General features: G+C 72.8%; 25 protein-coding genes and 1 pseudogene. 13 read left to right on the top strand and 13 right to left on the bottom strand.

The window, feature by feature from the left end; translation table 11 throughout:
• Window positions 1–91 precede the first annotated feature (91 nt).
• The 3 genes from msrA to AB0F11_RS11135 all read left to right on the top strand — a co-directional run bounded on the left by msrA (window position 92) and on the right by AB0F11_RS11135 (window position 3,036).
• Complete coding sequence (msrA, locus tag AB0F11_RS11145) at window positions 92–757, top strand: peptide-methionine (S)-S-oxide reductase MsrA (RefSeq protein ID WP_362170685.1); 666 nt, start codon at window positions 92–94, stop codon at window positions 755–757.
• Between the two features lie 382 nt (window positions 758–1,139).
• Complete coding sequence (locus AB0F11_RS11140) at window positions 1,140–1,952, top strand: DUF2637 domain-containing protein (protein ID WP_362170682.1); 813 nt, start codon at window positions 1,140–1,142, stop codon at window positions 1,950–1,952.
• Between the two features lie 259 nt (window positions 1,953–2,211).
• Complete coding sequence (locus tag AB0F11_RS11135; protein ID WP_362170679.1) at window positions 2,212–3,036, top strand: class I SAM-dependent methyltransferase; 825 nt, start codon at window positions 2,212–2,214, stop codon at window positions 3,034–3,036.
• Window positions 3,037–3,076: 40 nt separating this feature from the next.
• Here the strand turns inward: AB0F11_RS11135 and AB0F11_RS11130 are convergent, their stop codons facing one another.
• From AB0F11_RS11130 to AB0F11_RS11120, 3 genes are all read right to left on the bottom strand, one after another.
• Window positions 3,077–4,102, bottom strand: coding sequence for a GNAT family N-acetyltransferase (locus AB0F11_RS11130; protein WP_362170676.1), 1,026 nt, complete (start codon window positions 4,100–4,102; stop codon window positions 3,077–3,079).
• Between the two features lie 175 nt (window positions 4,103–4,277).
• Complete coding sequence (locus tag AB0F11_RS11125) at window positions 4,278–5,543, bottom strand: Ig-like domain-containing protein (RefSeq protein WP_362170824.1); 1,266 nt, start codon at window positions 5,541–5,543, stop codon at window positions 4,278–4,280.
• 122 nt (window positions 5,544–5,665) lie between these two features.
• A complete protein-coding gene (locus AB0F11_RS11120; protein WP_362170673.1) occupies window positions 5,666–5,959 on the bottom strand; it encodes a hypothetical protein in 294 nt (97 codons plus the stop codon).
• A gap of 155 nt (window positions 5,960–6,114) precedes the next feature.
• On the opposite strand from AB0F11_RS11120, the gene AB0F11_RS11115 reads away from it, so the two are divergent.
• Window positions 6,115–6,438 (top strand): hypothetical protein, encoded by a 324-nt coding sequence (locus tag AB0F11_RS11115; RefSeq protein WP_362170671.1) that lies wholly within the window; start codon window positions 6,115–6,117, stop codon window positions 6,436–6,438.
• A 483-nt stretch (window positions 6,439–6,921) separates the two neighbouring features.
• Here AB0F11_RS11115 and hutH read toward each other — a convergent pair whose 3' ends face one another.
• The 5 genes from hutH to AB0F11_RS11090 form a co-directional block, all read right to left on the bottom strand.
• Complete coding sequence (gene hutH, locus AB0F11_RS11110; protein WP_362170821.1) at window positions 6,922–8,463, bottom strand: histidine ammonia-lyase; 1,542 nt, start codon at window positions 8,461–8,463, stop codon at window positions 6,922–6,924.
• Between the two features lie 136 nt (window positions 8,464–8,599).
• On the bottom strand, window positions 8,600–9,715 hold the full coding sequence (locus AB0F11_RS11105; RefSeq protein WP_362170668.1) for a GGDEF domain-containing protein: 1,116 nt from the start codon (window positions 9,713–9,715) through the stop codon (window positions 8,600–8,602).
• Between the two features lie 45 nt (window positions 9,716–9,760).
• The gene (locus AB0F11_RS11100) at window positions 9,761–10,555 is read right to left on the bottom strand and encodes an enoyl-CoA hydratase-related protein (RefSeq protein WP_361901688.1); all 795 of its coding nucleotides are present in this window, start codon (window positions 10,553–10,555) and stop codon (window positions 9,761–9,763) included.
• Window positions 10,556–10,579: 24 nt separating this feature from the next.
• Window positions 10,580–11,734 (bottom strand): adenylate/guanylate cyclase domain-containing protein, encoded by a 1,155-nt coding sequence (locus tag AB0F11_RS11095; RefSeq protein WP_362170665.1) that lies wholly within the window; start codon window positions 11,732–11,734, stop codon window positions 10,580–10,582.
• A gap of 169 nt (window positions 11,735–11,903) precedes the next feature.
• Entirely contained in the window at window positions 11,904–12,782 is an 879-nt protein-coding gene (locus AB0F11_RS11090; protein WP_362170662.1) for a biotin--[acetyl-CoA-carboxylase] ligase, read from the bottom strand.
• Between the two features lie 131 nt (window positions 12,783–12,913).
• Between AB0F11_RS11090 and AB0F11_RS11085 the strand changes: the two genes are divergently transcribed.
• From AB0F11_RS11085 to AB0F11_RS11070, 4 genes are all read left to right on the top strand, one after another.
• Window positions 12,914–14,512 carry an acyl-CoA carboxylase subunit beta gene (locus AB0F11_RS11085; protein WP_362170659.1) on the top strand — a complete coding sequence of 533 codons (1,599 nt, stop codon included), beginning with the start codon at window positions 12,914–12,916 and terminating at the stop codon, window positions 14,510–14,512.
• Between the two features lie 20 nt (window positions 14,513–14,532).
• The gene (locus AB0F11_RS11080) at window positions 14,533–14,745 is read left to right on the top strand and encodes an acyl-CoA carboxylase epsilon subunit (RefSeq protein ID WP_361902335.1); all 213 of its coding nucleotides are present in this window, start codon (window positions 14,533–14,535) and stop codon (window positions 14,743–14,745) included.
• A gap of 161 nt (window positions 14,746–14,906) precedes the next feature.
• Window positions 14,907–15,038 (top strand): hypothetical protein, encoded by a 132-nt coding sequence (locus AB0F11_RS11075; RefSeq protein ID WP_361901681.1) that lies wholly within the window; start codon window positions 14,907–14,909, stop codon window positions 15,036–15,038.
• Between the two features lie 21 nt (window positions 15,039–15,059).
• Entirely contained in the window at window positions 15,060–15,683 is a 624-nt protein-coding gene (locus AB0F11_RS11070; RefSeq protein ID WP_362170656.1) for a nucleoside triphosphate pyrophosphatase, read from the top strand.
• Here the strand turns inward: AB0F11_RS11070 and AB0F11_RS11065 are convergent.
• Window positions 15,664–16,092 (bottom strand): hypothetical protein, encoded by a 429-nt coding sequence (locus AB0F11_RS11065; protein WP_362170654.1) that lies wholly within the window; start codon window positions 16,090–16,092, stop codon window positions 15,664–15,666. The genes AB0F11_RS11070 and AB0F11_RS11065 overlap by 20 nt on opposite strands.
• Window positions 16,093–16,462: 370 nt before the next feature.
• On the opposite strand from AB0F11_RS11065, the gene AB0F11_RS11060 reads away from it, so the two are divergent.
• Window positions 16,463–18,226 (top strand): biotin carboxylase N-terminal domain-containing protein, encoded by a 1,764-nt coding sequence (locus AB0F11_RS11060; protein WP_362170651.1) that lies wholly within the window; start codon window positions 16,463–16,465, stop codon window positions 18,224–18,226.
• A 73-nt stretch (window positions 18,227–18,299) separates the two neighbouring features.
• On the opposite strand, the gene AB0F11_RS11055 is transcribed toward AB0F11_RS11060, so the two are convergent.
• Window positions 18,300–18,560, bottom strand: coding sequence for a hypothetical protein (locus tag AB0F11_RS11055; protein ID WP_362170648.1), 261 nt, complete (start codon window positions 18,558–18,560; stop codon window positions 18,300–18,302).
• A 50-nt stretch (window positions 18,561–18,610) separates the two neighbouring features.
• On the opposite strand from AB0F11_RS11055, the gene AB0F11_RS11050 reads away from it, so the two are divergent.
• Window positions 18,611–18,739, top strand: a complete 129-nt coding sequence (locus AB0F11_RS11050) for a hypothetical protein (protein WP_362170645.1) — start codon at window positions 18,611–18,613, stop codon at window positions 18,737–18,739.
• Window positions 18,740–18,778: 39 nt separating this feature from the next.
• Here the strand turns inward: AB0F11_RS11050 and AB0F11_RS11045 are convergent.
• From AB0F11_RS11045 to AB0F11_RS11035, 3 genes and pseudogenes are all read right to left on the bottom strand, one after another.
• Window positions 18,779–19,189: pseudogene (locus AB0F11_RS11045) on the bottom strand (hypothetical protein).
• 81 nt (window positions 19,190–19,270) lie between these two features.
• Entirely contained in the window at window positions 19,271–20,218 is a 948-nt protein-coding gene (locus AB0F11_RS11040) for a DeoR/GlpR family DNA-binding transcription regulator (RefSeq protein ID WP_362170642.1), read from the bottom strand.
• A gap of 197 nt (window positions 20,219–20,415) precedes the next feature.
• Window positions 20,416–21,855, bottom strand: a complete 1,440-nt coding sequence (locus tag AB0F11_RS11035; RefSeq protein ID WP_362170639.1) for an NAD(P)H-quinone dehydrogenase — start codon at window positions 21,853–21,855, stop codon at window positions 20,416–20,418.
• Between the two features lie 233 nt (window positions 21,856–22,088).
• Between AB0F11_RS11035 and AB0F11_RS11030 the strand changes: the two genes are divergently transcribed.
• The 3 genes from AB0F11_RS11030 to AB0F11_RS11020 all read left to right on the top strand — a co-directional run bounded on the left by AB0F11_RS11030 (window position 22,089) and on the right by AB0F11_RS11020 (window position 25,224).
• The gene (locus tag AB0F11_RS11030; protein WP_007266087.1) at window positions 22,089–22,526 is read left to right on the top strand and encodes a gamma-glutamylcyclotransferase; all 438 of its coding nucleotides are present in this window, start codon (window positions 22,089–22,091) and stop codon (window positions 22,524–22,526) included.
• A 193-nt stretch (window positions 22,527–22,719) separates the two neighbouring features.
• Window positions 22,720–23,526: a purine-nucleoside phosphorylase gene (locus AB0F11_RS11025; protein ID WP_362170636.1), complete on the top strand. Its 807-nt coding sequence runs from the start codon at window positions 22,720–22,722 to the stop codon at window positions 23,524–23,526.
• A gap of 42 nt (window positions 23,527–23,568) precedes the next feature.
• Window positions 23,569–25,224: a phospho-sugar mutase gene (locus tag AB0F11_RS11020; RefSeq protein ID WP_362170633.1), complete on the top strand. Its 1,656-nt coding sequence runs from the start codon at window positions 23,569–23,571 to the stop codon at window positions 25,222–25,224.
• The last annotated feature ends 366 nt before the right edge of the window (window positions 25,225–25,590 follow it).

Here is a 25,590-nt window from a genome sequence, read left to right as displayed (position 1 = left end):
GTCCGGTTCGGGGGGCGGGGCGGGGGCGGGGGCGGGAATCCTCCCCCGTCCCCAACCGTTGTCCCTCCTACCCGAAGGAGGCGATCGATCCATGTTCCCGTTCCGCCGCACGCCCGAGCTGCCCACCGCCGAGGAGGCCCTCAAGGGCCGCCCGGAGCCCCTGTTCGCCCTGCCGCCCGAGCACACGGTCCTCGGCAACCCCCTCGCCGGCCCCTACCCGGAGCACCTGGACGTCGCGGACTTCGGGCTGGGCTGTTTCTGGGGCGCGGAGCGGAAGTTCTGGCAGACCCCCGGTGTGTGGACCACGCTGGTCGGCTACCAGGGCGGCCACACCGAGAACCCGACGTACGAGGAGGTGTGCTCGGGTCTGACCGGCCACACGGAGGTCGTCCGCGTGGTGTTCGACCCGGCGCAGGTCTCGTACGACGCGCTGCTGAAGCTCTTCTGGGAGTCCCACGACCCCACGCAGGGCTTCCGCCAGGGCAACGACGTGGGCACCCAGTACCGCTCGGCGGTCTACACCCACTCCCCCGCCCAGCAGTCCGCGGCCGAGGCCTCCCGCGACGCCTACCAGCGGGTGCTGACCTCCTCGGGCTACGGCCCGATCACCACGGCCGTCCTGCCGGCCGCGGACCGCCCCTTCTGGCCGGCCGAGGCCTACCACCAGCAGTACCTGGACAAGAACCCGGCCGGGTACTGCGGCATCGGCGGCACGGGCGTGTCCTGCCCCATCGGCGTGGCCCGCGCCGACTCCTGACGGTCCCGAACGGTCCCACCGCGGAGAGAAGATGATAAAAAGCAGGGTGGATTTGCCGGGGATTGTCGCCTGCTGGCACCCATAGAGAAGATAAGATTCCGCGCGCTCCCCTGATCGGAGCATCGAACTCACTCGTATGCCGCACACCCCGCTGCCGTCGGCGCCGTTATCTGGCATATGACGGACAGGAACACCGCCGACGTACGTGCCGACTCCCGGAACGAAAGTGACGTCGTTCCCCTGGAATGGTCCGCACCCTCCGCGACTCCCCTGAAGCAGTTCACGGAGGCGATGGACCGGATCGAGTGCGATTTCTGGCGCTGCTGGAACCGAATCGTTCACACACCGAAGGCGACCCGCGCCGGGGTGGGGATTCGCGGGAATGCATGACTTCCACAGCGGCGAACCCTTCGCGTACCCCGAAGAGTTCTACGCAGCCTCCAGCACCCAGGCGTGGCGTCCCACGGCCCAGTACGACACGCTCGCCGGCGAACCCGACCGCCTCGGGTCGGGTCTTCCGGGCGTGCCGCCGCAGATGTCGCCGAACCCGACGGAAGAACTGGGCTTCCTGCTACAGGAGAGCCTGGCGGCCGAGTACGACACCCCGCCCGTGCGTCCGCAGCCGAACCCCTACGCCGTCCATCCCGAGGGGTCCCCCCGCCGGCGCCGCAGACCACGTCGCTGGGTCGTGGACTGGCTGCGCACGACCAGCTTCTCCATTGCCACGCTCGCCGCCGCCCTGGTGACCCTGGTCAGCCTGTTCGGCGGCATCATCGCCTACGAACCGCTGCACCGGATCGCCGAGCTGCGCACCCCGGCGTACGTGGCCGACTGGTGGCCCCTCCTCGTCTACGGTCCGTGGGCCGTCGCCTCCCTGAACATCCTGCGCGCCGCCCTTCACCAGCGCCGAGCGCTCCACTCCTGGCTCGTGGTCCTCGTGTTCTCGGGCACCGCGATCCTGCTGTGTCTGGCGCAGGCGCCCAAAACCCTCACCGACGAGGCCGCCGCCGCATTGCCGCAGATGGCGTCACTCGCCTGCTTTCACCAACTGGTCCGCCTCATCACTTTGACCAACCCACCCCGCAAGTCCGGCGCCCGCCACCGCACCGTTCTCCCGCGCATCGGACCCTCCGCCCCGCCGTCCACCCCGCAGCCGACCAGGCCGCCGTTTCCGAGGAGCAGAAGACCCTTCTGAAAGGAATCCGCAAAACCCCTCCCGAACACCCCCCTTGCGGCTCTGGCCAGGCTTTTCGGCTGCCAAGGAGGGGATCTCCCCGATGGCTCCGATTCTTTCCCAGGCAAGATCCATTTAGCAAGGCGCCCATCACCCGGACGGCCCAATATTCCGGTTATTGATCGTGATCTTCACGGTCGGCGGGTCATGGGCGCCGCCCTTGCAGGGGCTGGCCGAAACCCGGTCGACCGTCGGCGGGGCGGTCGGCACACTGGGCCGAATGGACAGCCAGGGGCAAGGCGGCAGTGCGGGTGCGCTCAACCGGGCGGTGTGGGACGAGCGGGCCCGGGTGCACGGGACCACCGCCGGGGACCGGTTCTACGACGTCGAGGGGTTCCTCGCCGGGCGGCAGACCCTGCTCGGCACCGAGCGGGAGCTGGCCGGGGAGGTGCGGGGGCTGGACCTGCTGCACCTGCAGTGCCACTTCGGCATGGACACCCTGAGCTGGGCCCGGCTCGGGGCACGGGTGACGGGGGTGGACTTCTCCCCCGTGGCCGTGCACCGGGCCCGGGAGCTCGCGGCCCGCGCCGGCTTGGCCGCGGAGTTCGTCGAGGCGGACACGCAGGCCCTGCCGGCCTCCCTCGCCGGCCGGTTCGACCTGGTGGTGGCCACGTACGGGGTGCTGTGCTGGATCGGCGACCCGGACGCCTGGATGCGGGGTGCGGCCGCGGCACTGCGGCCCGGGGGCCGGCTGCTCCTGGTCGACCTGCACCCGCTGTTCCAGGTCTTCGCCTCCTACGAGCCGCTCGTCGCCGACTGGCCGTACGGCGGCGGGGCGGCGCTGCGGGAGCCGGTGACCGGGACGTACGCCGATCCCGAGCTGCGCGTCGAGGCCCGCGAGGCGGTGCAGTACCCGCACTCCCTCGGGGAGATCGTGACGGCGGCCGCCGGGGCCGGACTGGTCCTCGCGCACCTCGGCGAGCACACCGAGGCCGACACCGACGGCCGGGGGCTGCTGCCCCGGGGCGAGGACGGCAGGTACCGCTTCCCGTTCGGGCAGACGCACCTGCCGGTCCTCTACTCCCTGGTGGCCGCGAGGCCCTGAGTCCGTCTCCGCACCGGGTGCGCGGCGGGCGGCTCCGCGGCTACAGCTTGAGCTGGTAGATCGCCGCCGCGCGCTCGCGGCGGTAGCCGAGCGCCTCGTTGACGGCGAGCATCGGGGTGTTGGCGTCGGCGACGGTCGTGGCGATGGTGCGCAGGGCGGGGTGACGGGCCGTCGCCTCGGCGAGCATGCGGAGCTTGACCGCGCGGCCGAGGCCGCGGCCGCGGTGGCCGGGGACGACGGCCGTGTCGTACTGGATGGCGCGCGGGCCGTCCGGGTCCGGCAGGACGAGCTCGGTGTACGCGGCGACCTCGCCCTGCGGGGTGACGGCGGCGACGGTGGTGATCGCGCCGCCGCGGTCCAGGATCAGCTGCTGGGCGGCGTGCAGGCGCTCCGCCGTCCAGGCCTGGGTCTGCTCGTCGGTGTCGCCGCTCGGGGCGTCCTCCATGGAGCCGTGCGCGATGGCGGCGGCCCCGGCCCAGGCGTCGGGGACCAGGCCGGGCCAGCACAGCAGCGTGTAGCCGGGGGTCTGCGGTGCCTGCTCCGGCTGCGGCGCAGCCACGTCCTGGACGTACCAGGCCATCCGCAGCGCCTCGGTGAAGCCGAGGGACTCGGCGAAGGCCTGGCCGGGGCCGCCGAGGTCGACCACGGCGGAGACCGAGCTCCGGCCGTCGGCGAGGAGCGCCTCGCGGACCTGCTGCCACAGGGCCGTGCCGAGGCCCTGCCGGCGCGCCTCTGGGCGCACGGCCAGGACGTCCAGGAAGGCGGTGTGCCGGTTCTTCTCGTCGCTGAAGAGGAGCAGCCCGGCGACACCGAGCGTCGCGGCGGCGCCCTCCCCTGCGACGCCGTCCCCGGCCGCACCGGCCTCGGCGGCCCAGAGCGCGGCGCGGCCGCGGGCGGGCGCCACCTGGATCCGGCCGGACACCTCCACGCGGGACGGCGTCGGCAGTTGCGGCAGGTCGGCGGCCTGGACGGCGGCCAGGACGGCCCGCCAGGCGTCCGCCTCGGCATCGGACGGGGGCGGGGTGAGGGCGCGTATCGCCGTGGGGGCGCTGCTCGGAAGGGTCATGATCGCGACCTTAGCCGCGGCGCGCCCGGCGCGCCCCGCACTTTCGGGCCCTCCGGCCCCGGCCCCAGCCCGTCGTCCCCGGCCCCGTAGCCCGGCCCGGCCCGGAAAACGCCGGACGGCGGGGAGCCGCCTCGGGCTCCCCGCCGTCCGGTCGGGGTTCGGTTCACACCGGGGGTCAGGCGGCCGAGCCGGCCTTCCACTCCGCCCAGCTCATGTTCCAGCCGTTGAGGCCGTTGTCCGGCTTGATGGTCTTGTCCGGGGAGTTGACCACCGTCACCACGTCACCGATGAGCGTGTTGTCGAAGAACCAGGCCGCCGGCTGGTCCGGGTCGCCCGCGCCCTTGACGTCGTTGAGGCCGACGCAGCCGTGGCTGGTGTTCACGCTGCCGAAGATCGAGTCCGATCCCCAGTAGTTGCCGTGGATGAAGGTGCCGGAGGTGGACAGCCGCATCGCGTGCGGGACGTCCTTGATGTCGTACTCGCCCTTGCCGTCACTGCCGGTGAAGCCGACGGTGGAGCCGTCCATCCGGGTCTCCTTGAACTTCTCGGAGATCACCATCTGGCCGTTGTACGTCGGGTTCGCCGGGGAGCCGGCCGAGATCGGGATGGTCTTGAGGACCTGGCCGTCGCGCGTGACGGTCATCTTCTTCGTCTTGGCGTCGACGGTGGAGACCTGGCTGCGGCCGATCTTGAAGGTGGCGGTGCGGTTCTGCACGCCCTGGACGCCCGGGGCGCCCTGCACGCCGTCCAGCGTCATCTTCAGGGTGACGGTGGAGTTGGCCTGCCAGTACTGCTCGGGCCGGAAGTCGAGCCGCTGCTCGCTGAACCAGTGGCCGACGATCTCCTGGTTCGAGCTGGAGGTGACGCTGATCGCGGCCTGGACCGCCTTCTTGTCCTTGATCGGCTTGTTGAAGGTGATCGAGACCGGCATGCCGACGCCGACGGTCTGGCCGTCCTCCGGCACGAACGAGCCGATGAAGCTGTTCTCCGGGGAGACGGTGGTGAAGGAGGCGTTCTCGTGCGCCTCCTTGCCGCTCGCGTCCTTCGCGGTGGCCGCCAGCGCGTACTTCGTGGAGCGCTTCAGCGGGGCGTCCGGCTTCCAGCTCTTGCCGTCGCCGGCTATCTTGCCGGCGACCGCAGCGCCCTCGGAGGTCTTCAGCTCCACGCCGGTGAGGGTGCCCTCGGCGACGCTGACGGCGGTGGAGTCCAGGCCGACGTTGGTCGCCCCGTCCTTCGGCGTGATCGTTATCTTGGCCTTCGAGGCGTCCTTGGCGGCGGCCGCGTCGACGTCCGACTGGGACTTTCCGGAGTCCCCGCCCTTCGCCTTGTCGTCGCCGCCGCCGTTACACGCCGTGAGCATCAGTACGCCGCCGAGCACGGCCGATATGGCCGCCATGGACCTGCGCCGCCGCTTGCTGTCCGTCCTCACACGCCACTCCATCATTGCCTGAACCCCCCGGGGCAGTCCCCGGGCAGGGGGAAAACGCCCCCTGCCTCGCCCCAGTCAACGCATTGACGGCCCGGTCGGTTCCACATTCCGTTTGAATGTGGGCAACCCCACGGTCAGGCGTTGTCGGTCTCCCTGTCGAAGCCTCCATCTTCCTCTTCGAGGTCCCATTCGAGCGACTCGGGGTCGTATTCCACGGGCTCGCTGCTCCAGGAGGCCTGTACGAGCTCCACTCCGGGGATCTCCGCCACCAGGTCCGTGGGGTCCACGAGGTACGCGAGAGCTTCCGATTCGTCCTCCCGGACGGCGGCCTCGGCGTGGCTGCGCTCCTCGTCCGGCATGAACTCGTCGGCGTCGATGTGCTCGAGGGCGGCGCCCGTCAGGGCCTCGGCGTCAGATACCTCCAGCACCAAATCCACCCGGAGCCGTACATATCGTGATGTGTCAGAAGGGTTCATACGACGGAGAGTAAGCCCGAACCGGCCCCGACTTTCCCACGACCCGCCCCTTTCCGTAGCATCACCGCACACGGCCAATTCGCTGCTTCCGCAAGGGGGATCGCACCGTGACCGCACGCCGACCGCTGCTCACCGCTCTCGGGGCGACCACCCTGCTCGCCGCCCTGTGGTTCGTGCCCTCGGCCAACGCCACCGCGCCCGAGGACTCCGCCGGGCGCGGCGCGCCCGCCGCGGCGAACACCGAAGGCTCGGGCGCCGACGCCGCCGCCGACGCCGCGGCCGGGCAGGGGACGGGCTCCGACGAGCCGGTGCTCGGCCTCGCGGACACCGGCGGCATCGACACCACGCCCTACCTGCTGGCCGGCACCGCCTGCCTGATCGTGGGCGCGGCCTCGGTCACCTTCTCCGTCCGCCACTCCCGCGGCGCGTAACCCCGCCTCTGCTTCCCAAGCAGAGGTCCGCCACCCCAGCCCCCCAGGCGCCTTCGAAGCGGGAGTCCGGCAATTCCAGCCCCGCCTTTGCCTGAGACGGGGGGCCGGCAAATCCAGCCCCGCCGGCGTTTGAGGGGCGGGTCCGGGCGGAGCCCGGTGCCCGGCGGAGCCGGGTTCCTCGGTGCGCCGCCTCGCCTCAAACGTCGGCGGGGCTGGAATGCCCGGACCCCGGCGCAAAGGCCGGCGGAGCCGGGGTTGCCGGGGCTCCGCCCCAAGCCCCGCGCCTCAAACGCCGACGGGGCTGAACATGCCCACCCCCGCTTCGAAAACGGGAGCGGCGGCCGGGCCGGCCCTCGGCTTCGGAAGGGCCGGCGAGGCCTGAAAGGCCACGCCAACCGCGCACGCCGAAGGGCCGCCCCCGGGGGAAGGCTCTCCCGGTGGCGGCCCTGGGCGGGCGCGGGCCGCGCGCGGCGGGGCGGCCCGTCAGGCCAGGGGGCCCGTTACCGACTCGACCGCGGTGACCAGGCCGCCCGAGCGGACGAAGGCGTCGGCGGCGGCCAGGTCGGGGGCCAGGAAGCGGTCCGGGCCGGGACCCGCCACGCCGGCCTCGCGGGTGCCCGCGATGGCGGCAAGGCTGGCCGGGGCGGCCGTCAGCCCGTGCCGCAGCTCGATGGCCCGGGTGGCCGCGTACAGCTCGATCGCGATGATCCGGGTCAGGTTGTCGATGGCGGTACGCAGCTTGCGCGCCGCTGACCAGCCCATCGAGACGTGGTCCTCCTGCATGGCGGAGGACGGGATGGAGTCGGCCGAGGCCGGGACGGCGAGCCGCTTCATCTCGCTGACCAGCGCGGCCTGCGTGTACTGGGCGATCATCAGCCCGGAGTCGACGCCGGCGTCCTCCGCGAGGAACGGCGGCAGGCCGTGGCTGCGGTTCTTGTCGAGCAGCCGGTCGGTGCGCCGCTCGGCGATGGAGCCGAGGTCGGCGGCCGCGATGGCCAGGAAGTCCAGCACGTAGGCGACGGGGGCGCCGTGGAAGTTGCCGTTGGACTCCACGCGCCCGTCGGGCAGGACGACCGGGTTGTCGACGGCGGAGGCCAGCTCGCGGGAGGCGACGAGGGCGGCGTGCGCCAGGGTGTCGCGGCCGGCGCCGGCGACCTGCGGGGCGCAGCGCACCGAGTAGGCGTCCTGCACGCGCGGGGCGGACTCCTCCTGGAAGTGCCCGGTGAGCCCGGAGCCCTTCAGGACGGCGGCCATGTTGGCGGCGGAGGCGCCCTGGCCGGGGTGGGGGCGGATGGCGTGCAGCTCGGGCGCGAGGACCTTCTCGGTGCCGAGCAGGGCCTCCAGCGTCAGGGCCGCGGTGATGTCGGCGGAGGTGTACAGCCTGCCGAGGTCGGCGAGGGCCATGACCAGCATGCCGAGCATGCCGTCGGTGCCGTTGAGGAGGGCCAGGCCCTCCTTCTCGCGCAGCTCGACGGGCTCGATGCCGGCCTCGGCGAGCAGCTCGCCGGCGGGCCGGACGACCCCGTCGGGGCCCTCGGCGTCGCCTTCGCCCATCAGGGTGAGCGCACAGTGCGAGAGCGGGGCGAGGTCGCCGGAGCAGCCGAGGGAGCCGTACTCGTGGACGACGGGCGTGATGCCCGCGTTGAGCACGTCGGCCATGGTCTGCGCGACGGACGGGCGGACGCCGGTGTGGCCGGAGGCGACGGTCTTCAGGCGCAGGAACATCAGGGCGCGCACGACCTCGCGCTCGACGCGCGGGCCCATGCCGGCGGCGTGCGAGCGGACGATGTTGCGCTGGAGCTGGGCGCGCAGCTCGGGGCTGATGTGCCGGGAGGCCAGGGCGCCGAACCCGGTGGACACCCCGTAGACGGGCTCGGGCTTGGCGGCGAGGGAGTCGACGATCTCGCGGGAGCGGGCGAGGGCGTCGAGGGCCTCGGGGGACAGCTGGACCCGCGCGTTGCCGCGGGCGACGGCGATGACGTCCTCGGCGGTGGTCCCGGACGTCCCCACCACGACAGTGTGCATATCCATATTCAGCACCCTACGGACTGAATCGCTTCATGTCACTAGCGACTTTCACGAGCACCTGTTACGCAGCGCACGCACCGCCCCGTACGGCCCCGCCCGGCCCGGGGCACGCCGCGCACGGCCCCCCGCGCCCCTACGCCCGCCCCCGGAAGCGGCGCCGCTCGCCCGGCGCCTCCTGCTGCGCGGCATCGGCCATGCGCACCACCGCGGTGTCCCGGCCGGCGACGACGGGCCCCGCCGAGCGGGCCGCCTTCGCCTTGTACTGGGCGGCGTCGGCCAGCCGGAACAGCCGCCGCGAGGACTTCACGGGGCCGATCGGGTCCCCGGTCGAGGCGACCCCGCAGGCCACCCCCTCGCCCAGCTCCAGCCCGGCGGCCCGCCGGCACAGCTCCTCGGTCACCCGCACCACCTCGTCGGCGGCGGGCCCCACGCTGACCAGGCAGAACTCGTCCCCGCCGAGCCGGGCGACGAGCGCACCGGGCAGCATGGCCCCGCACAGGCTGAGCACGGACCCGAAGCGCTCCAGCAGCCGGTCGCCGGTGGCGTGGCCGAGGGTGTCGTTGACCCGCTTGAGGCCGTTGAGGTCGCACACGACCAGGCTGACGACGGCCCCGGCCCGGCGGTGCTCCTCCAAGGCCTCGTCGAGCCGCATGTCCACGGCGCGCCGGTTGGCCAGCCCGGTCAGCGGGTCGGTGAAGGCGAGCCGCCGGGCCTCCTCCAGCCGGTCGTTCTGGGCGAGCCCGGCGGCGATGACGGCGGCCAGGACGGCCGCGAACTCGGCGTCGTCCTCGTCGAAGTCGGGCAGGCCGTCGTCGCGGGCCACGTACAGCTCGCCCCACGCCCGCCCGCTGAGCACGACCGGCGCGACGACACAGGTGCCGCGGCCGCGGCGGCGCAGCTGCTCGCCGCGCCGCCCGGGTCGGCCGCCGCCGGCGCTCTCGACCCAGGCGTGCGGGCCGGCACCGCCGACCCACCGCTCGTGCAGGAACTCGGTGATCTCGGGGAAGTCGTGCACGGGGTAGGACTCGTCCTCGGGGAACTCGGCCTCGTCGGCCCGGCGCTCGCCCTCGTTGACGAGCACCCGCAGCCGGCCCCGCTCGCGCTCCCAGGCGGAGATGGCGGCGAACGACCCGTCCATCGCCAGCCGGGCCCCGCGCGCGGCCGCGCGCACGCTGTCCCGCGGCGCGACCGCGGCGGCCATGGCCTGGGCCAGGCCCACGACGGCTCGCAGCCGTCCGTCGACTCCCATCACCCCAGGTTAGGGAGTTTTGCCCGTTTTGGAGACGGGAAGGCCTCAGACCCCCGGCCAGTTCGGCCGGCGCTTCTCGTTGAACGCCGCAACGCCCTCGGCGCGGTCGCCGGAGAAGGCCACCGTCCGCCACGCGGCGTCCTCGATCTCCAGGCCCGCCGCGAGGTCCATGCCGTGCCCCAGCCGCAGCGCCCGCTTGGCCGCCCGCAGCCCCACGGGGGAGTTCGCCGCCATCCGGGCGGCCAGCGCGAGCGCCTCGTCGCGGTCCGTGCCGGCCGGGACCACGGAGTCCACCAGGCCCAGGGACAGCGCCTCGGCCGCCTCCACCCGGCGCGCCGTGAAGATCAGCTCGGCCGCGCGGGCCGCGCCCACGCGCCGCGGCAGCAGCTGCGTGCCGCCGCCGCCCGGGATGACGCCGACGGACACCTCGGGCAGGCCGACCACGGCCGTCTCGTCCGCCACGATGACGTCGCAGGCCAGGGCCAGCTCGAAGCCGCCACCGAGGGCGAAGCCGTGCACCGCCGCGATCGTCGGCATCGGCAGCTCCAGCACGCCCCCGTACGCACCGCGCGTGGTGGGGCGCTGGCGCAGCAGCTCGGCGTCGGAGAAGGAGTTGCGCTCCTTGAGGTCGGCGCCGACGCAGAAGGCCCGCTCCGCGGTCGAGGTGAGCACGACGACCCGGACCGAGTGGTCCGCCGCCAGCTCGGCGCAGGCCGCGCCGATGGCCCGCGCCATGTCCGTGGACACCGCGTTCATCGCCTTGGGCCGGTCCAGGGCCAGCTCGACGACCCCGTCCTCACCGTGCCGACGTACGCTGACGAACTCCGACTCCACCGACACAGGAACCCTCCCGGTTAACGAACGTTACCCGGGGATCTTAGGCTTCCGCCGCGTCAGCGACCAGGGCTCCACGACGCCCAGCCCGCGCACCGGCCGCTGCCAGTTCGGCTGGAGCGCGAAGCGGTACGAGCCGCCGCCCTCCTCGGCCTCGGCCTCCTTCTCCGAGACCGGCGCCGCACCGGTGCGGCCCAGCTCCTCGGCCATGGCGCCGTCGACCAGCACCGCGTCCTTCGGGGCTATGGAGGTCAGGCGGCTGGCCAGGTTGACCGTGGTGCCGAAGACATCGCCCATCCGGGTCGTCACGGTCCCGAAGGCGATGCCGACGCGCAGCTCCGGCATCTGCGGATCGGCCTCCATCGTCTCGATCAGCCGCAGCGCGATCTCGGCCGCCGTCGCCGCGTCGTCCGCGACGTAGAGCACCTCGTCGCCGAGGGTCTTGATCAGCCGGCCGCCGTGGGCGGCGACCAGGTCCGCGGATGTGGTCTCGAAGGACTCGACCAGCTCGCCGAGCTGCTCCTCCTCCAGGCGGCGGGTGAGCCGGGTGAAGCCCACCAGGTCGGCGAAGCCCACCGCCAGGCGCCGGTCGACCATCTCCTCGTCGTCCGCGGCCTGCACCACCCGCCCGGTGGCGGCCGCGAGCTGCCGCCGCCACACGTAGACGAGGAACTCCTCCAGCTCCGGCAGCAGCAGCTCGACCAGCGGGTACGTGACCTCCGTACGGGTCATGCCCGGCTCCGGCGGCTCGGTCAGCCCCTCCAGGAAGGAATCGATCTGCCATTCGGCCAACCGGGCGGTGGTCTGCCCGGTCGACCGGGCCACCTGCACCGCCATGGGCTCGCTCAGCAGCCCCGCCTCCACCAGGCCCGCGAGCCGGCGCAGCGCCAGGACGTCCGCCTCGGTCAGGGCCCGGGCCTGGCCGATGTCGGCGAAGCCCATGGCCCGCCAGAAGCGGGAGGCGAGCTCCATGGACACGCCGGCGCTGCGGGCGGCCTGGAACGGGGTGTAGCGGCGCTCCGCACCGAGGATCAGCTGCTCCAGCCGGATGGCGAGCGGGTCCGCCGTCGGCTGGGCCGTGTGGTCCACCTCGTGGTGGGGAGTGTGCTGGTCGCGCCCGATCGGCGTGCCCGGGCCGCTGGGGCCGTGGGCGGACGCGCTGGACTTTGAGTCGTCGACGGTCAAGGGCCGCCTCCTGTCCATTCCGTGCGCACTGCCCTGGCGAACCGGTGATCGCCGTGAGGACCGGGATCGCCTAAACCATACGGCAGGTGTGCCGTAGCTCACTCCCCAGTCCTGTGACCTCCGTCCTGCGCGGGGCCCCGGGCCGGTCCCGGCGCCCGGGGCGGCGCCGCTAGCGGACCGAGCGCAGGTGCACCACGTCCCCGGCTCCGACGGCCTCGTGGGCGTCCTCGGCGGTCCGTACGACGAGCCGCCCGTCCGCGTCCACGGCTTCGGCCGTCCCGGTGAGCGTGCGGCCGCCGGGCAGCTCGGCCCGTACGTGCCGGCCGAGGGTGGCGCACTCCGCCGCGTACGCCTCCTGCAGGCCGCTGGCGGCGGGATCGCCGCCGGCCGCACGCCAGGTGCCGTACCACTGCTCCAGGGAGCGCAGTACGGCCTTCAGCAGCGGCTCGCGGTCCGTCACGGCGGCCTCCGCCAGGAGCAGGGACCCGGCCTCGGGGACGGGCAGCTCCTGCTCCGTCAGGCTGACGTTGAGCCCGATCCCGATGACGATGCCGTCGGCGACGCGCTCGGCGAGGATGCCGCCGGCCTTGCGCTCCTGGCCGTCCACGGTGACCAGCAGGTCGTTGGGCCACTTGAGTGCGGTGTCCACGCCGGCCGCCCGCGAGACCCCGGCCGCGGTCGCCACCCCGGCCAGCAGGGTCAGCCAGCCCCACTGCTCCTGCGGCACGGCCCCGCCGGGCTTGAACAGGACGGAGAAGAACAGTCCGGACCGGGCGGGCGCGACCCAGCTGCGGTCCAGGCGCCCCCGCCCGGCGGTCTGCTCCTCGGCGACGAGCACGGCCCCCTCGGGCAGCTCCCCGGCCCGCGCGGCGAGATCGGTGTTGGTGGACCCGGTGGCGGGGACGACTTCCAGGGAGGTCCACAAACCTCCGTCGGTGACGAGGGACCGCTGCAGTGCGGCGGTGTTCAGCGGCGGCCGGTCAAGGTCGGACCAGCGGTTCGCGGAGGCTCCGGAGGAGGCCTCTCCTGAAGCATCGGATGGCGTCATGCAAGCCAGATTAGGTGTGTCAAACGCCGCACTGCCGAGCGCCATGCCCGCCGATACGCTACGCACCAGTAGCCAGCAGTAGTCAATCAATTGACCAGGCAGTTGACACCACACAGGGAGCCGCGACCCCGATGTCACAACCGTCAGAGCCGATCGACATCCACACCACCGCGGGGAAGATCGCGGATCTGCAGCGCCGTATCGACGAAGCCACCCACGCCGGGTCCGCACGGGCGGTGGAGAAGCAGCACGCCAAGGGCAAGCTGACGGCGCGCGAGCGGGTGGCCCTGCTGCTGGACGAGGGCTCTTTCGTGGAGCTGGACGAGTTCGCCCGGCACCGCTCCACCAACTTCGGCCTGGAGAAGACCCGCCCCTACGGCGACGGCGTCGTCACCGGCTACGGCACGGTCGACGGCCGCCCGGTGGCGGTCTTCTCCCAGGACTTCACCGTCTTCGGCGGCGCCCTCGGCGAGGTCTACGGCCAGAAGATCATGAAGGTGATGGACTTCGCGCTGAAGACCGGCTGCCCGCTCGTCGGCATCAACGACTCCGGCGGCGCCCGCATCCAGGAGGGCGTCAGCGCGCTCGGCATGTACGGCGAGATCTTCCGCCGCAACGTGCACGCCTCCGGCGTGATCCCGCAGATCAGCCTGATCGTGGGCCCCTGCGCGGGCGGCGCCGTGTACTCCCCGGCCATCACCGACTTCACGGTCATGGTCGACCAGACCTCGCACATGTTCATCACCGGCCCGGACGTCATCAAGACGGTCACCGGCGAGGACGTCGGCTTCGAGGAGCTGGGCGGCGCCCGCACCCACAACTCCACCTCGGGCGTGGCCCACCACATGGCCGGGGACGAGAAGGACGCCATCGAGTACGTCAAGTCCCTGCTGGCCTACCTGCCGTCGAACAACCTCTCGGAGCCGCCGGCCTTCCCGGAGGAGGCCGACACCGAGGTCTCCGACGCGGACCGCGAGCTCGACGTGCTGATCCCGGACAGCGCGAACCAGCCGTACGACATGCACACGGTGATCGAGCACGTCGTCGACGACGGCGAGTTCCTCGAGACGCAGTCGATGTTCGCCCCGAACATCCTCACCGGCTTCGGCCGCGTCGAGGGCCACCCGGTCGGCATCGTCGCCAACCAGCCGATGCAGTTCGCCGGCTGCCTGGACATCAACGCCTCCGAGAAGGCCGCCCGCTTCGTGCGGACCTGCGACGCCTTCAACATCCCGGTGCTGACCTTCGTGGACGTGCCGGGCTTCCTGCCGGGCACCGACCAGGAGTACAACGGCATCATCCGGCGCGGCGCGAAGCTGATCTACGCCTACGCCGAGGCCACCGTCCCGCTGATCACCGTCATCACCCGCAAGGCCTTCGGCGGCGCCTACGACGTCATGGGCTCCAAGCACCTCGGCGCCGACCTCAACCTGGCCTGGCCGACCGCGCAGATCGCCGTCATGGGCGCGCAGGGCGCGGTCAACATCCTGCACCGCCGCACCCTGGCGGAGGCGGAGGCCGCCGGCGAGGACGTCGAGGCCGTGCGGGCCCGGCTCATCGCCGAGTACGAGGACACGCTGCTCAACCCGTACACCGCCGCCGAGCGCGGCTACATCGACGCGGTGAGCATGCCGTCGGAGACCCGGGCGCACGTCGTCAAGGGTCTGCGTCAGCTGCGCACCAAGCGGGAGTCCCTCCCGCCGAAGAAGCACGGCAACATCCCCCTCTAGTCCGGGAGGTCAGTCCTGTGGTGATCAAGGTCGTCAAGGGGAATCCGACCCCCGAGGAGCTGGCCGCCGCACTGGCGGTGGTCCAAGCGCGCGCGGCGGTGCTGGCCTCGGCACCGTCGGGCGCTCCGCGGCCGGCCGACGCGTGGGCGGCCCCGGGCCGCGTGGCGCGGCGGACGGTTCCGCAGCCGGGGCCGCGGGCGTGGGCCCGTACGTACTGGCCCGGCCAGAGCTGAAGGCCGGGCTGAACACGGCGCCGGGCACGGCGGCGGGCCCTGTGGCGGGCACGGCGGCGGGCCCTGCGTTCGGCACGGTGCCGAGAACGGCGTGAAAGCACCGTGGCGCCTGAGTACCCGTACTCAGGCGCCACAGCCGTTCCCGGGGCCAGGATCGGGGCATGCTGTGGTCAGACCCTGAGAACGAGCCGCCGAAGGACATGCGCGACGCGCAGGCGATGGTCCGGCGGATGACCGTGGTGGTCGTGCTCGCGATGCTGGTGGTCGTCTACGTCCTGGGCGTGGGCTTCTGATCCGCGCCTACGATGGCGGGCATGACTGCTGCCCAGGCCGCCCAGGCCCCCGCCCGCGCGCTCGTCCTCGCCTCCGCCTCCCCCGCCCGGCTGAACCTGCTGCGCCAGGCCGGGCTGGCCCCGCACGTGATCGTCAGCAACTTCGACGAGGACTCCGTCACGGCGGACTCCCCGGCCGAGCTGGCCCTGGCGCTGGCCGAGGCCAAGGCGGCGGTCGTGGCGGCCCTGGACGAGGCCGCGGGCGCCCTGGTGATCGGCTGCGACTCGGTGCTGGAGCTCGACGGCGAGGCGCTGGGCAAGCCGGCGGACGCCGACGAGGCCACGGCCCGCTGGAAGGCGATGCGCGGGCGGGCCGGCGTGCTGCGCACCGGGCACTGCGTGGTCGACACGGCGACGGGGCGGCGGGTTTCGGCCACGGCCTCGACCACGGTCCGCTTCGGCGAGCCGACGGACGCGGAGGTGGCGGCCTACGTGGCGAGCGGCGAGCCGCTGCACGTGGCCGGGGCGTTCACCCTGGACGGGCTGTCGGCCCCGTTCATCGAGGGCATCGACGGCGACCACGGCAACGTCATCGGGCTGTCGATGCCGCTGCTGCGCTCGCTGCTGGCCGAACTGGGCGTGTCGATCACCGAGTTGTGGGCTTGAGCCAATTTCCCTCGGCTGCGTGGAGCGCCAGGGTCAGCACGAGGAGGCACAGGATCAGCATCGTCGCCGCGAAGGCGCCCCAGCCGACCAGGGCCGCGGCGAGGGCGCCGAGCACCCCGTGGGTGACGGCGGCGGTGACGATCACGACGCGGGCGAAGCCGCCGGGCGGCCGGTCCCGTACGGCGGTCACGGCGAGCAGCACCGCGCACAGGAGCAGGAACGCGGCGATGGCCGCCCCCATGGCGTACGTGGCCATGGACATGACGTCCGGATCGGCGCCCGCGACGGACATCGACTGGTTGCGGGTGGTCCGCCCCAGCACGAAGTGCACGAGGGCGAGCAGCAGCGCCTCGGCGGCCACCACGGCGGAGGCCAGGCCCGCCACGGCCCTGCGCAGCACGACGTCCACGAGGCCCCACCCCTCCCACGTGTGTTCGACGTCGTGGAGGCTACTAACGGGTAAACGTACGGACAAGGGGTGTGCACCGCTTCGTTATAGGGGGTGCCCCGGTCGGCGATCCCGCAAAGAATGTGTGGGCCGTTCGTAGGGAATCGACAAAGAATCGCCGGGGGCCGCTGACCCGCCGCACAGAGACCGTGGCTACCTGACGGGGTTACTGTGCAGTCGGGGATCCCCCTGACCTGGGGCGCCACTTGGCCTTTCCTCGATCGAGGCGGACTCGAATCACACTCCGTGTGGGCAAGGTCACCTCTAGGGAAGGGTCGAAAGGCCGTGTGGGCAGTCCCTAAACTCAGCTTGTTTCAAGGAGGGAGCCATCGTGCGCAAGGTGCTCATCGCCAACCGTGGCGAAATCGCTGTCCGCGTTGCTCGGGCCTGCCGGGATGCCGGAATCGGGAGCGTAGCCGTCTACGCCGATCCGGACCGGGACGCCCTGCACGTCCGCGCGGCCGACGAAGCTTTCGCGTTGGGCGGTGACACCCCGGCCGCCAGCTACCTGGACATCTCCAAGGTCCTGCAGGCCGCCGCCGATTCCGGCGCGGACGCCATCCACCCCGGATACGGCTTCCTCTCCGAGAACGCCGAATTCGCGCAGGCCGTCATCGACGCGGGCCTGACCTGGATCGGCCCGCCGCCGCAGGCCATCCGCGACCTCGGCGACAAGGTCGCCGCCCGCCACATCGCGCAGCGCGCCGGCGCCCCGCTGGTCGCCGGCACCCCGGACCCGGTCTCGGGCGCCGAGGAGGTCGTCGCCTTCGCCAAGGAGCACGGCCTGCCGATCGCGATCAAGGCCGCCTTCGGCGGCGGCGGCCGCGGCCTGAAGGTCGCCCGCACCCTGGAGGAGGTGCCGGAGCTCTACGACTCCGCGGTGCGCGAGGCGGTCGCCGCCTTCGGCCGCGGCGAGTGCTTCGTCGAGCGCTACCTCGACAAGCCGCGGCACGTCGAGACCCAGTGCCTGGCCGACTCCCACGGCAACGTGGTCGTCGTCTCCACCCGTGACTGCTCGCTGCAGCGCCGCCACCAGAAGCTGGTCGAGGAGGCCCCGGCGCCGTTCCTCTCCGCGGAGCAGAACGCCGAGCTGTACGCCGCCTCGAAGGCGATCCTGAAGGAGGCCGGCTACGTCGGCGCCGGCACGGTCGAGTTCCTGGTCGGCCTCGACGGGACGATCTCCTTCCTCGAGGTCAACACCCGCCTGCAGGTCGAGCACCCGGTGACCGAGGAGGTCGCCGGCATCGACCTGGTCCGCGAGATGTTCCGCATCGCCGACGGCGAGGAGCTCGGCTACGGCGACCCGGTGCTGCGCGGCCACTCCTTCGAGTTCCGCATCAACGGCGAGGACCCGGGCCGCAACTTCCTGCCGGCCCCCGGCACGGTCACCAAGTTCAACGCGCCGTCCGGCCCCGGTGTCCGCCTGGACGCGGGCGTGGAGTCCGGCTCGGTCATCGGCCCGGCGTGGGACTCCCTGCTGGCCAAGCTGATCGTCACCGGTGCCACCCGTGAGCAGGCCCTGCAGCGCGCCGCCCGTGCGCTGGAGGAGTTCGAGGTCGAGGGCATGGCCACGGCCATCCCGTTCCACCGTGCGGTGGTCACGGACCCGGCGTTCGCCCCGACCGACGGCACCCCGTTCAAGGTCCACACCCGCTGGATCGAGACCGAGTTCGTCAACGAGATCCCGGCCTTCGCCGCCCCCGCGGCGGACGAGGCCGAGGAGGAGCCGGGCCGCGAGACGGTCGTCGTCGAGGTCGGCGGCAAGCGGCTGGAGGTCTCCCTCCCGTCCTCCCTGGGCATGACCCTGGCCCGCACGGCAGCCGCGGGCGGCGCCAAGCCGAAGCGCCGCGCGGCGAAGAAGTCCGGCCCGGCCGCCTCGGGCGACACCCTGGCCTCGCCGATGCAGGGCACGATCGTGAAGGTCGCGGTCGAGGAGGGCCAGCAGGTCAACGAGGGCGACCTCGTCGTGGTCCTGGAGGCCATGAAGATGGAGCAGCCGCTGAACGCCCACCGCTCGGGCACGATCGTCGGCCTGACGGCCGAGGTCGGCGCCTCCCTCACCTCGGGCGCCACGATCTGCGAGATCAAGGACTGACACCCCGAACACCCCGAACGCCGGCGTCTGGCCCCCAGCCGCCGGCGTTCGCCGTTTCTTCCCCGCGGGGACTTCAGAGGCGGATCCTCTCCCAGCAGCGGACCGGATCGTGCTGCAGGCCCCAGCCGAACCTGCAGCGGGGGCAGTGCACCATGGTGGTGCCGTAGCGCTGCACGAGCGGGGCGACCTCCCGGCAGGACGGGCACGGCAGGGTCGTCCGCCGACAGACGCCGCCCGGATGCGCCACGGACGGGGCGACCACCAGACCCACGGCCCACCCGGCCAGGTTCGCGGCCTCGCCCTGCATCTGCTCAAGGCTCCGCCACCGGCTCACCGCGGCACCTCGCGCAGCTCTCCGGGCCGGGACCGAGGACACGAGGCCCCATGGACGACGACGCCCCCCTCAGGCCCGCCAAGCGGCTGACGACGGAGACCGGGCAGCGGCTGGCCGATGAGCTCCTCGGTCAGGGCCCACTGGACTGGCTGCGCAGCGCCCTCGGGGAGCAGGCCTGATGCGCGCACCGTACCGCTCCCCGAACCGCGGTTCCTGCCCTACGACTTGACGATGTCGACGAGGTCGGTCAGGGAGTCGATCGACCAGTCGGCGGCCGCCTGCACCGCCGGATCGTCGGCCCACCAGTGCCCCCAGGGCCCGCGGCGCAGGTGCGCGGTGCGCAGCCCGGCACGCGCCGCCGGCACGATGTCGTTGGCCGGGTGGTCACCGACGTACGTCGAGTTGTTCGCCGCGGTCGGCGGCATCACGCGCGGCGTACTCCGCGCCGATGTCCACGCCGGGCCTCAGGAGGCGAATCGCGTCGGCATTGTCCCGGCCGTCGACGACGACTGCGCCGACGATCGCGGACAGGGTGTGCCTGGCACGCCGAGCCAGTCCGCCCATGCGGCCCAGTAGCGGTCATCGCGCGTGAGGGTCTCCCCCACGTCCAGCACCACGGCACGGATCACCCGTCCAGCGTAAGCGGGCCGAGTGGACCCGTCACAGGTCGCTCGCGCCCCCGGCAGTCCCACCGTGCCGGAGGCGCGGGGTCAGCGGCGGCGGAGGTCGGCCACGCGGGGGCGGTCCTGTTGTTGGTCCAGGAGGGACGCGGGGGCGCTGCGGAGTTGGGGGGTGGGGGTGCCTCGGCGTTGGACCGGGAGGGGGGCCTCGCGGCGTGGGCGGCGGCTCTGCATCGCGTCCAGCGGGCCGGTGGACGCGGTGCCCGCCACCGTGATCTGGACGCCTTGGTCCGCCAGGGCCTGGAGTTCCGTGGCCGCCCGCTCGTCGTGCGCGGGCGGCTCGTCCGTGACCAGGCGGGTCATGACGTCCGTCGGGACCGTCTGGAACATCGTGTCCGTGCCGAGCTTGGTGTGGTCCGCCAGGACCACCACCTCCGCCGCGGCCTGGACCAGTGCCCGGTCCACGCTTGCGGACAGCATGTTGGACGTGGACAGGCCCCGCTCCGCCGTCAGTCCGCTGCCCGACAGGAAGGCCCGGGAGACCCGCAGGCCCTGGAGGGACTGCTCCGCCCCGCTGCCGACGAGCGCGTAGTTCGAGCCGCGCAGTGTCCCGCCGGTCATGACGACCTCGACGCGGTTGGCGTGGGCCAACGCCTGGGCGACGAGCAGGGAGTTGGTGACGACGGTCAGCCCCGGCACCCGGGCCAGCCGTCGGGCCAGCTCCTGGGTCGTGGTGCCCGCACCGACGACGACGGCCTCGCCTTCCTCCACGAGGCCCGCCGCCACGTCGGCGATGGCGGTCTTCTCCGCCGTCGCGAGATGGGACTTTTGCGGAAACCCGGACTCCCGCGTGAAACCTCCGGGCAGTACCGCACCGCCGTGCCGGCGGTCGAGGAGTCCTTCTGCCTCCAGCGCCCGCACGTCCCGACGTACGGTCACTTCGGAGGTCTGGACGACGCGGGCGAGCTCCCGGAGCGATACCGCTCCGTTGGCCCGCACCATTTCGAGAATCAATTGGCGACGTTCTGCAGCGAACACGAAACTGACAGTAACCCGGGCGACCGTCTGGTTTCAGCTCCTTGCGCCGGAATACCGAAGTTGTCCATAAGGCGGGGTGCTTAGTGGTATACGCGGCGGGGCGAGGACGTGAACATCCGTCCCTCCGCCCGCAGTCCGCCCGCACCCCGCCCCAACTGTCCTGGCCAGCAGGAAGGTTGTCGCCGGACCGGCCCGACTCAGCCCTCGCCGGCGGTCTTGCGGGTGTGCAGCTGGCGCGCCACCTCGGCGATCGAACCGGACAGCGAGGGGTACACCGTGAACGCGTTTGCGATCTGCTCGACCGTCAGGTTGTTGTCGACGGCGATCGAGATGGGGTGAATCAGTTCGCTCGCGCGCGGCGAGACGACCACGCCGCCCACCACGATGCCCGTGCCCGGACGGCAGAACAGCTTCACGAAGCCGTCCCGGATGCCCTGCATCTTCGCGCGGGCGTTGCGCAGCAGCGGCAGCTTCACCACGCGGGCGTCGATCCGGCCGGCGTCGACGTCGGCCTGCGTGTAGCCGACGGTGGCGATCTCGGGGTCGGTGAAGACGTTCGAGGAGACCGTCTTGAGGTTCAGCGGGGTCACCGCGTCGCCGAGGAAGTGGTACATCGCGATGCGGCCCTGCATGGCCGCCACCGAGGCGAGGGCGAAGACGCCCGTCACGTCGCCGGCCGCGTACACGCCGGGCGAGGAGGTGCGCGAGACCTTGTCGGTCCAGATGTGGCCGGACTCCTTGAGCTTGACCCCGGACTCCTCCAGGTTCATGCCCCGGGTGTTCGGGACGGCGCCGACCGCCATCAGGCAGTGGGTGCCGGTGACGACGCGGCCGTCGGAGAGGGTGACCTCGACGCGGTCGCCGACGCGCTTGGCGGACTCGGCGCGGGAGCGGCCGATGACGTTCATCCCGCGGCGGCGGAAGACGTCCTCCAGGACGGCGGCGGCGTCCGGGTCCTCGCCCGGCAGCACGCGGTCGCGGGAGGAGATCAGCGTGACGCGCGAGCCGAGGGCCTGGTAGGCGCCGGCGAACTCGGCGCCGGTGACGCCGGAGCCGACCACGATGAGCTCCTCGGGGAGCTCGTCGAGGTCGTAGACCTGGGTCCAGTTCAGGATGCGCTCCCCGTCGGGCATCGCGTCCGGGATCTCACGCGGGGTACCGCCGGTGGCGATCAGCACGCACTCGGCGGTGAGGATCTGCTCCGTGCCGTCGGCGGCCGTGACGATGACGTCGCGGGTGCCGTCGATGCCCTGCGGGCCGCCGAGCCGCCCGCGGCCGCGGATGACGCGGGCGCCGGCCCGGGTGACGGAGGCGGTGATGTCGTGCGACTGGGCGAGCGCGAGGCGCTTGACGCGCCGGTTCACCTTGCCGAGGTCCACGCCGATGATCCGGGCGGACTGCTCGATCGGCGGGGTGTCGTCGGCGACGACGATGCCGAGCTCCTCGTAGGAGGAGTCGAAGTTCGTCATGACCTCGGCGGTCGCGATGAGCGTCTTGGAGGGCACGCAGTCGGTCAGGACCGAGGCGCCGCCGAGGCCGTCGCAGTCGACGACGGTCACCTCCGCGCCGAGCTGGGCCCCCACGAGGGCCGCCTCATACCCGCCGGGTCCGCCGCCGATGATCACGATCCGGGTCACGAAAACTCCGCCTCACGTCTACCCGGCCGAGCGCCGCCCCGGCCGGGGCTTCCGGGGGGTCTCCCCGGGGGATGCATTCCGTGCTCCATTGTCCCGCACGCTTCAAGGTGCTTCTCCCCCGGTCCCGCGGCGGCCCCGCGGACGTCCCCCTACCGGTCCCCCGCGAGGACTCCGTACGGGGGTACACCCACCGGGCACGCGTCCCGGGCCGCCCCTCCCGTACCCTCGACTCCATGTCGCTCTACGCCGCGTACGCCGGCAACCTCGACCCGCGGCTGATGACGCGCCGCGCCCCGCATTCGCCGCTGCGCGGAACGGGCTGGATCAACGACTGGCGGCTGACCTTCGGCGGCGAGCAGATGGGCTGGGAAGGCGCCCTCGCGACCATCGTCGAGGCGCCCCGCCAGCAGGTCTTCGTCGCCCTGTACGACATCGCGCCGCTGGACGAGGACTCGATGGACCGGTGGGAGGGCGTCGGCCTCGACATCTACCGCCGGATGCGGATCCGCGTCCACACCCTGGACGGCGAGGAGGCGGCCTGGTGCTACGTCCTCAACGGCTACGAGGGCGGCCTGCCCTCGGCGCGCTACCTGGGTGAGATCGCCGACGCCGCCGAGTCCGCGGGCGCTCCGCACGACTACGTGATGGAACTGCGCAAGCGCCCCTGCTGAGCCCCGGGACGTACGCGGCCGACCCCGGACGCGTACGCCTGCCGCGCCCCGTCCCCGCAGGTCAGCGGCGGCGGGGCCAAGGCCGCGTACGCCGCGCCCCGGGACGATTCGGCGGAAACGACAAGGCAACGATCCGAACACCGTGACCTGCGCCATCTACGCGCGTAGGCCATCAGCGGCTACGCTCGTCTGCGTGAACGCATCTGTAACCGACCCCTACGCCGCCGCCGATGCCGCCGCCGCGCGTCTGCGTGAGCTGACCGGCGCCGAGACCCACGACGTCGCCCTGGTCATGGGCTCCGGCTGGGCCCCCGCGGCCGAGGCCCTCGGCACCCCCGAGTTCGAATTCCCCGTCACCGAGCTGCCCGGCTTCCCGCCCCCCGCGGTCGAGGGCCACGGCGGCAAGATCCGCTCGTACAAGATCGGCGACAAGCGCGCGCTGCTCTTCCTCGGCCGGACCCACTACTACGAGGGCCGCGGCGTCGCCGCCGTCGCCCACGGTGTCCGCACCGCCGTCGCCGCCGGCTGCAAGACCGTCGTGCTGACCAACGGCTGCGGCGGGCTGCGCGACGGCATGAAGCCCGGCCAGCCGGTCCTGATCAGCGACCACCTGAACCTCACCGCGACCTCGCCGATCGTCGGCGCGAACTTCGTGGACCTGACCGACCTGTACTCGCCCGAGCTGCGCGCGATGTGCAAGGAGATCGACCCGACCCTCGAAGAGGGCGTGTACGTCCAGTTCCCCGGCCCGCACTACGAGACCCCGGCCGAGATCAACATGATCCGCGTCATGGGCGCCGACCTGGTCGGCATGTCCACCGTGCTCGAGGCCATCGCCGCCCGCGAGGCAGGCGCGGAGGTGCTCGGCATCTCCCTGGTCACCAACCTGGCGGCGGGCCTGTCCGGCGAGCCGCTGAACCACGAAGAGGTGCTCCAGGCCGGCCGCGACTCGGCCGCGCGCATGGGCAAGCTGCTGACCCAGGTCCTCGCCCGTATCTGAGGCACCGGCGACCGGCACCGTACGAGAGACAAGGCGGAAGTAGTGCAGGAACAGGACGACCTGATCACCCGGGCCCGGGCCTGGCTGGCCGAGGACCCCGACCAGGAGACCGCGGACGAGCTCGCCGGGCTCCTCCAGGCCGGCGACACCGCGGAGCTGGCGGACCGGTTCTCCGGCACCCTGCAGTTCGGCACCGCCGGGCTGCGCGGCGAGATCGGCGCCGGTCCCATGCGGATGAACCGCTCCGTGGTCATCCGGGCCGCAGCGGGTCTCGCCGCGTACCTGAAGGCCCAGGGGCACGCCGGGGGCCTGGTCGTGATCGGCTACGACGCGCGCTACAAGTCGGCCGACTTCGCCCGCGACACCGCCGCCGTCATGACCGGTGCCGGGCTCCGCGCGGCCGTCCTGCCCCGACCGCTGCCGACGCCTGTCCTCGCGTACGCCATACGGCACTTGGGCGCCGTCGCCGGCGTCGAGGTGACCGCGAGCCACAACCCGCCCCGGGACAACGGCTACAAGGTCTACCTCGGCGACGGCTCGCAGATCGTGTCCCCCGCCGACACGCAGATCGCCGCCGAGATCGCGCGCGTGACGACGCTCGCGTCCGTGCCGCGCCCGGAGTCCGGCTGGGAGCAGCTCGGCGACGAGGTGCTGGAGGCCTACCTGGCCCGTACGGACGCCGTCCTGAGCCCCGGCTCCGCCCGGGGCGTGCGGACCGTCTACACGGCCATGCACGGCGTCGGCAAGGACGTCGTCATGGCGGCCTTCGCCCGGCACGGCTTCGCCGAGCCGGTGCTCGTCGCCGAGCAGGCCGAGCCGGACCCGGCCTTCCCGACGGTGGCGTTCCCGAATCCGGAGGAGCCGGGTGCGATGGACCTGGCCTTCGCCAAGGCCGCCGAGGTCCAGCCGGACATCGTGATCGCGAACGACCCGGACGCCGACCGGTGCGCGGTGGCCGTCCCCACCGCGTCCGACGGCAGCGGCTGGCGGATGCTGCGCGGCGACGAGGTCGGCGCGCTGCTGGCGGCGCACCTGGTGCACAAGGGCGCGACGGGCGTCTTCGCGGAGTCGATCGTCTCGTCCTCGCTGCTGGGCCGGATCGCCGAGGCCGCCGGGGTCGGCTACGAGGAGACCCTCACGGGCTTCAAGTGGATCGCCCGCGTCGACGGCCTGCGCTACGGGTACGAGGAGGCGCTCGGCTACTGCGTGGACCCCGAGGGCGTCCGCGACAAGGACGGCATCACCGCCGCGCTGCTGGTGGCGGAGCTGGCCTCCGAGCTCAAGGAGCAGGGGCGGACCCTCACCGACCTGCTGGACGACCTGGCGATGGCGCACGGCCTGCACGCCACGGACCAGCTGTCGGTCCGCGTCTCGGACCTGTCGGTCATCGCGTCGGCGATGGCAGCGCTGCGGGCGCAGCCGCCGGTGTCCCTGGCGGGCCTGCGGGTGGTCTCGGCGGACGACCTGACGCAGGGCACGGCGTCCCTGCCGCCCACGGACGGTCTGCGCTACTACCTGGAGGGCGACTACAAGGCCCGGGTGATCGTGCGGCCGTCGGGCACGGAGCCGAAGCTGAAGTGCTACCTGGAGGTCGTGGTACCGGTGGCCGACGCCGCGGACCTGGCCCCGGCCCGCGCGCGGGGGCAGGAGATCCTGGACGCCATCAAGAAGGACCTGGCGGCAGCCGCGGGCATCTGAGCCGCCGCCGCGGGCATTGACCCCCGCGCCGCGGGCATCTGACCGCTGTCCGGGGCATTGCCCCCGCGCCGCGGGCAGGTGACCGCCGCCGCGAACCGGCCCCCGAAGCCATGGCTTCGGGGGCCGGTGTCGTTCCCGGTTCCGTTTCCGCTCCCCGGTTCCGTTTCCGTCCGCTGCGCGGAGCCGTTCCCCACCCCGCCCCTTCCCGCAGTATCGATGAGCGGATCCGCCGCGGGCGGGGCTCCGCCCGGACCCGTTTCGCCTCAATCGCCGGCGGGGCTGGATAGGCCCGGCGAGGCTGGGATGGGCCCGGCGGGGCTGGGGAGGAACCGGCGGGGCTGGGAGACCCGGGCGCTTCGCCCGGTG

The organism is Streptomyces sp. NPDC032472 (assembly GCF_040636955.1).
Lineage (GTDB): Bacteria > Actinomycetota > Actinomycetes > Streptomycetales > Streptomycetaceae > Streptomyces.
This window is presented reverse-complemented; position numbering and strand designations above follow the sequence as displayed.

Coding starts and splice junctions, on each gene's coding strand:
- msrA (WP_362170685.1), top strand. CDS start 92: ATGTTCCCGTTCCGCCGCACGCCCGAGCTGCCCACCGCCGAGGAGGCC.
- AB0F11_RS11140 (WP_362170682.1), top strand. CDS start 1,140: ATGCATGACTTCCACAGCGGCGAACCCTTCGCGTACCCCGAAGAGTTC.
- AB0F11_RS11135 (WP_362170679.1), top strand. CDS start 2,212: ATGGACAGCCAGGGGCAAGGCGGCAGTGCGGGTGCGCTCAACCGGGCG.
- AB0F11_RS11130 (WP_362170676.1), bottom strand. CDS start 4,102: ATGACCCTTCCGAGCAGCGCCCCCACGGCGATACGCGCCCTCACCCCG.
- AB0F11_RS11125 (WP_362170824.1), bottom strand. CDS start 5,543: ATGGAGTGGCGTGTGAGGACGGACAGCAAGCGGCGGCGCAGGTCCATG.
- hutH (WP_362170821.1), bottom strand. CDS start 8,463: ATGCACACTGTCGTGGTGGGGACGTCCGGGACCACCGCCGAGGACGTC.
- AB0F11_RS11105 (WP_362170668.1), bottom strand. CDS start 9,715: ATGGGAGTCGACGGACGGCTGCGAGCCGTCGTGGGCCTGGCCCAGGCC.
- AB0F11_RS11090 (WP_362170662.1), bottom strand. CDS start 12,782: ATGACGCCATCCGATGCTTCAGGAGAGGCCTCCTCCGGAGCCTCCGCG.
- AB0F11_RS11085 (WP_362170659.1), top strand. CDS start 12,914: ATGTCACAACCGTCAGAGCCGATCGACATCCACACCACCGCGGGGAAG.
- AB0F11_RS11075 (WP_361901681.1), top strand. CDS start 14,907: ATGCTGTGGTCAGACCCTGAGAACGAGCCGCCGAAGGACATGCGCGAC.
- AB0F11_RS11070 (WP_362170656.1), top strand. CDS start 15,060: ATGACTGCTGCCCAGGCCGCCCAGGCCCCCGCCCGCGCGCTCGTCCTC.
- AB0F11_RS11050 (WP_362170645.1), top strand. CDS start 18,611: ATGGACGACGACGCCCCCCTCAGGCCCGCCAAGCGGCTGACGACGGAG.
- AB0F11_RS11030 (WP_007266087.1), top strand. CDS start 22,089: ATGTCGCTCTACGCCGCGTACGCCGGCAACCTCGACCCGCGGCTGATG.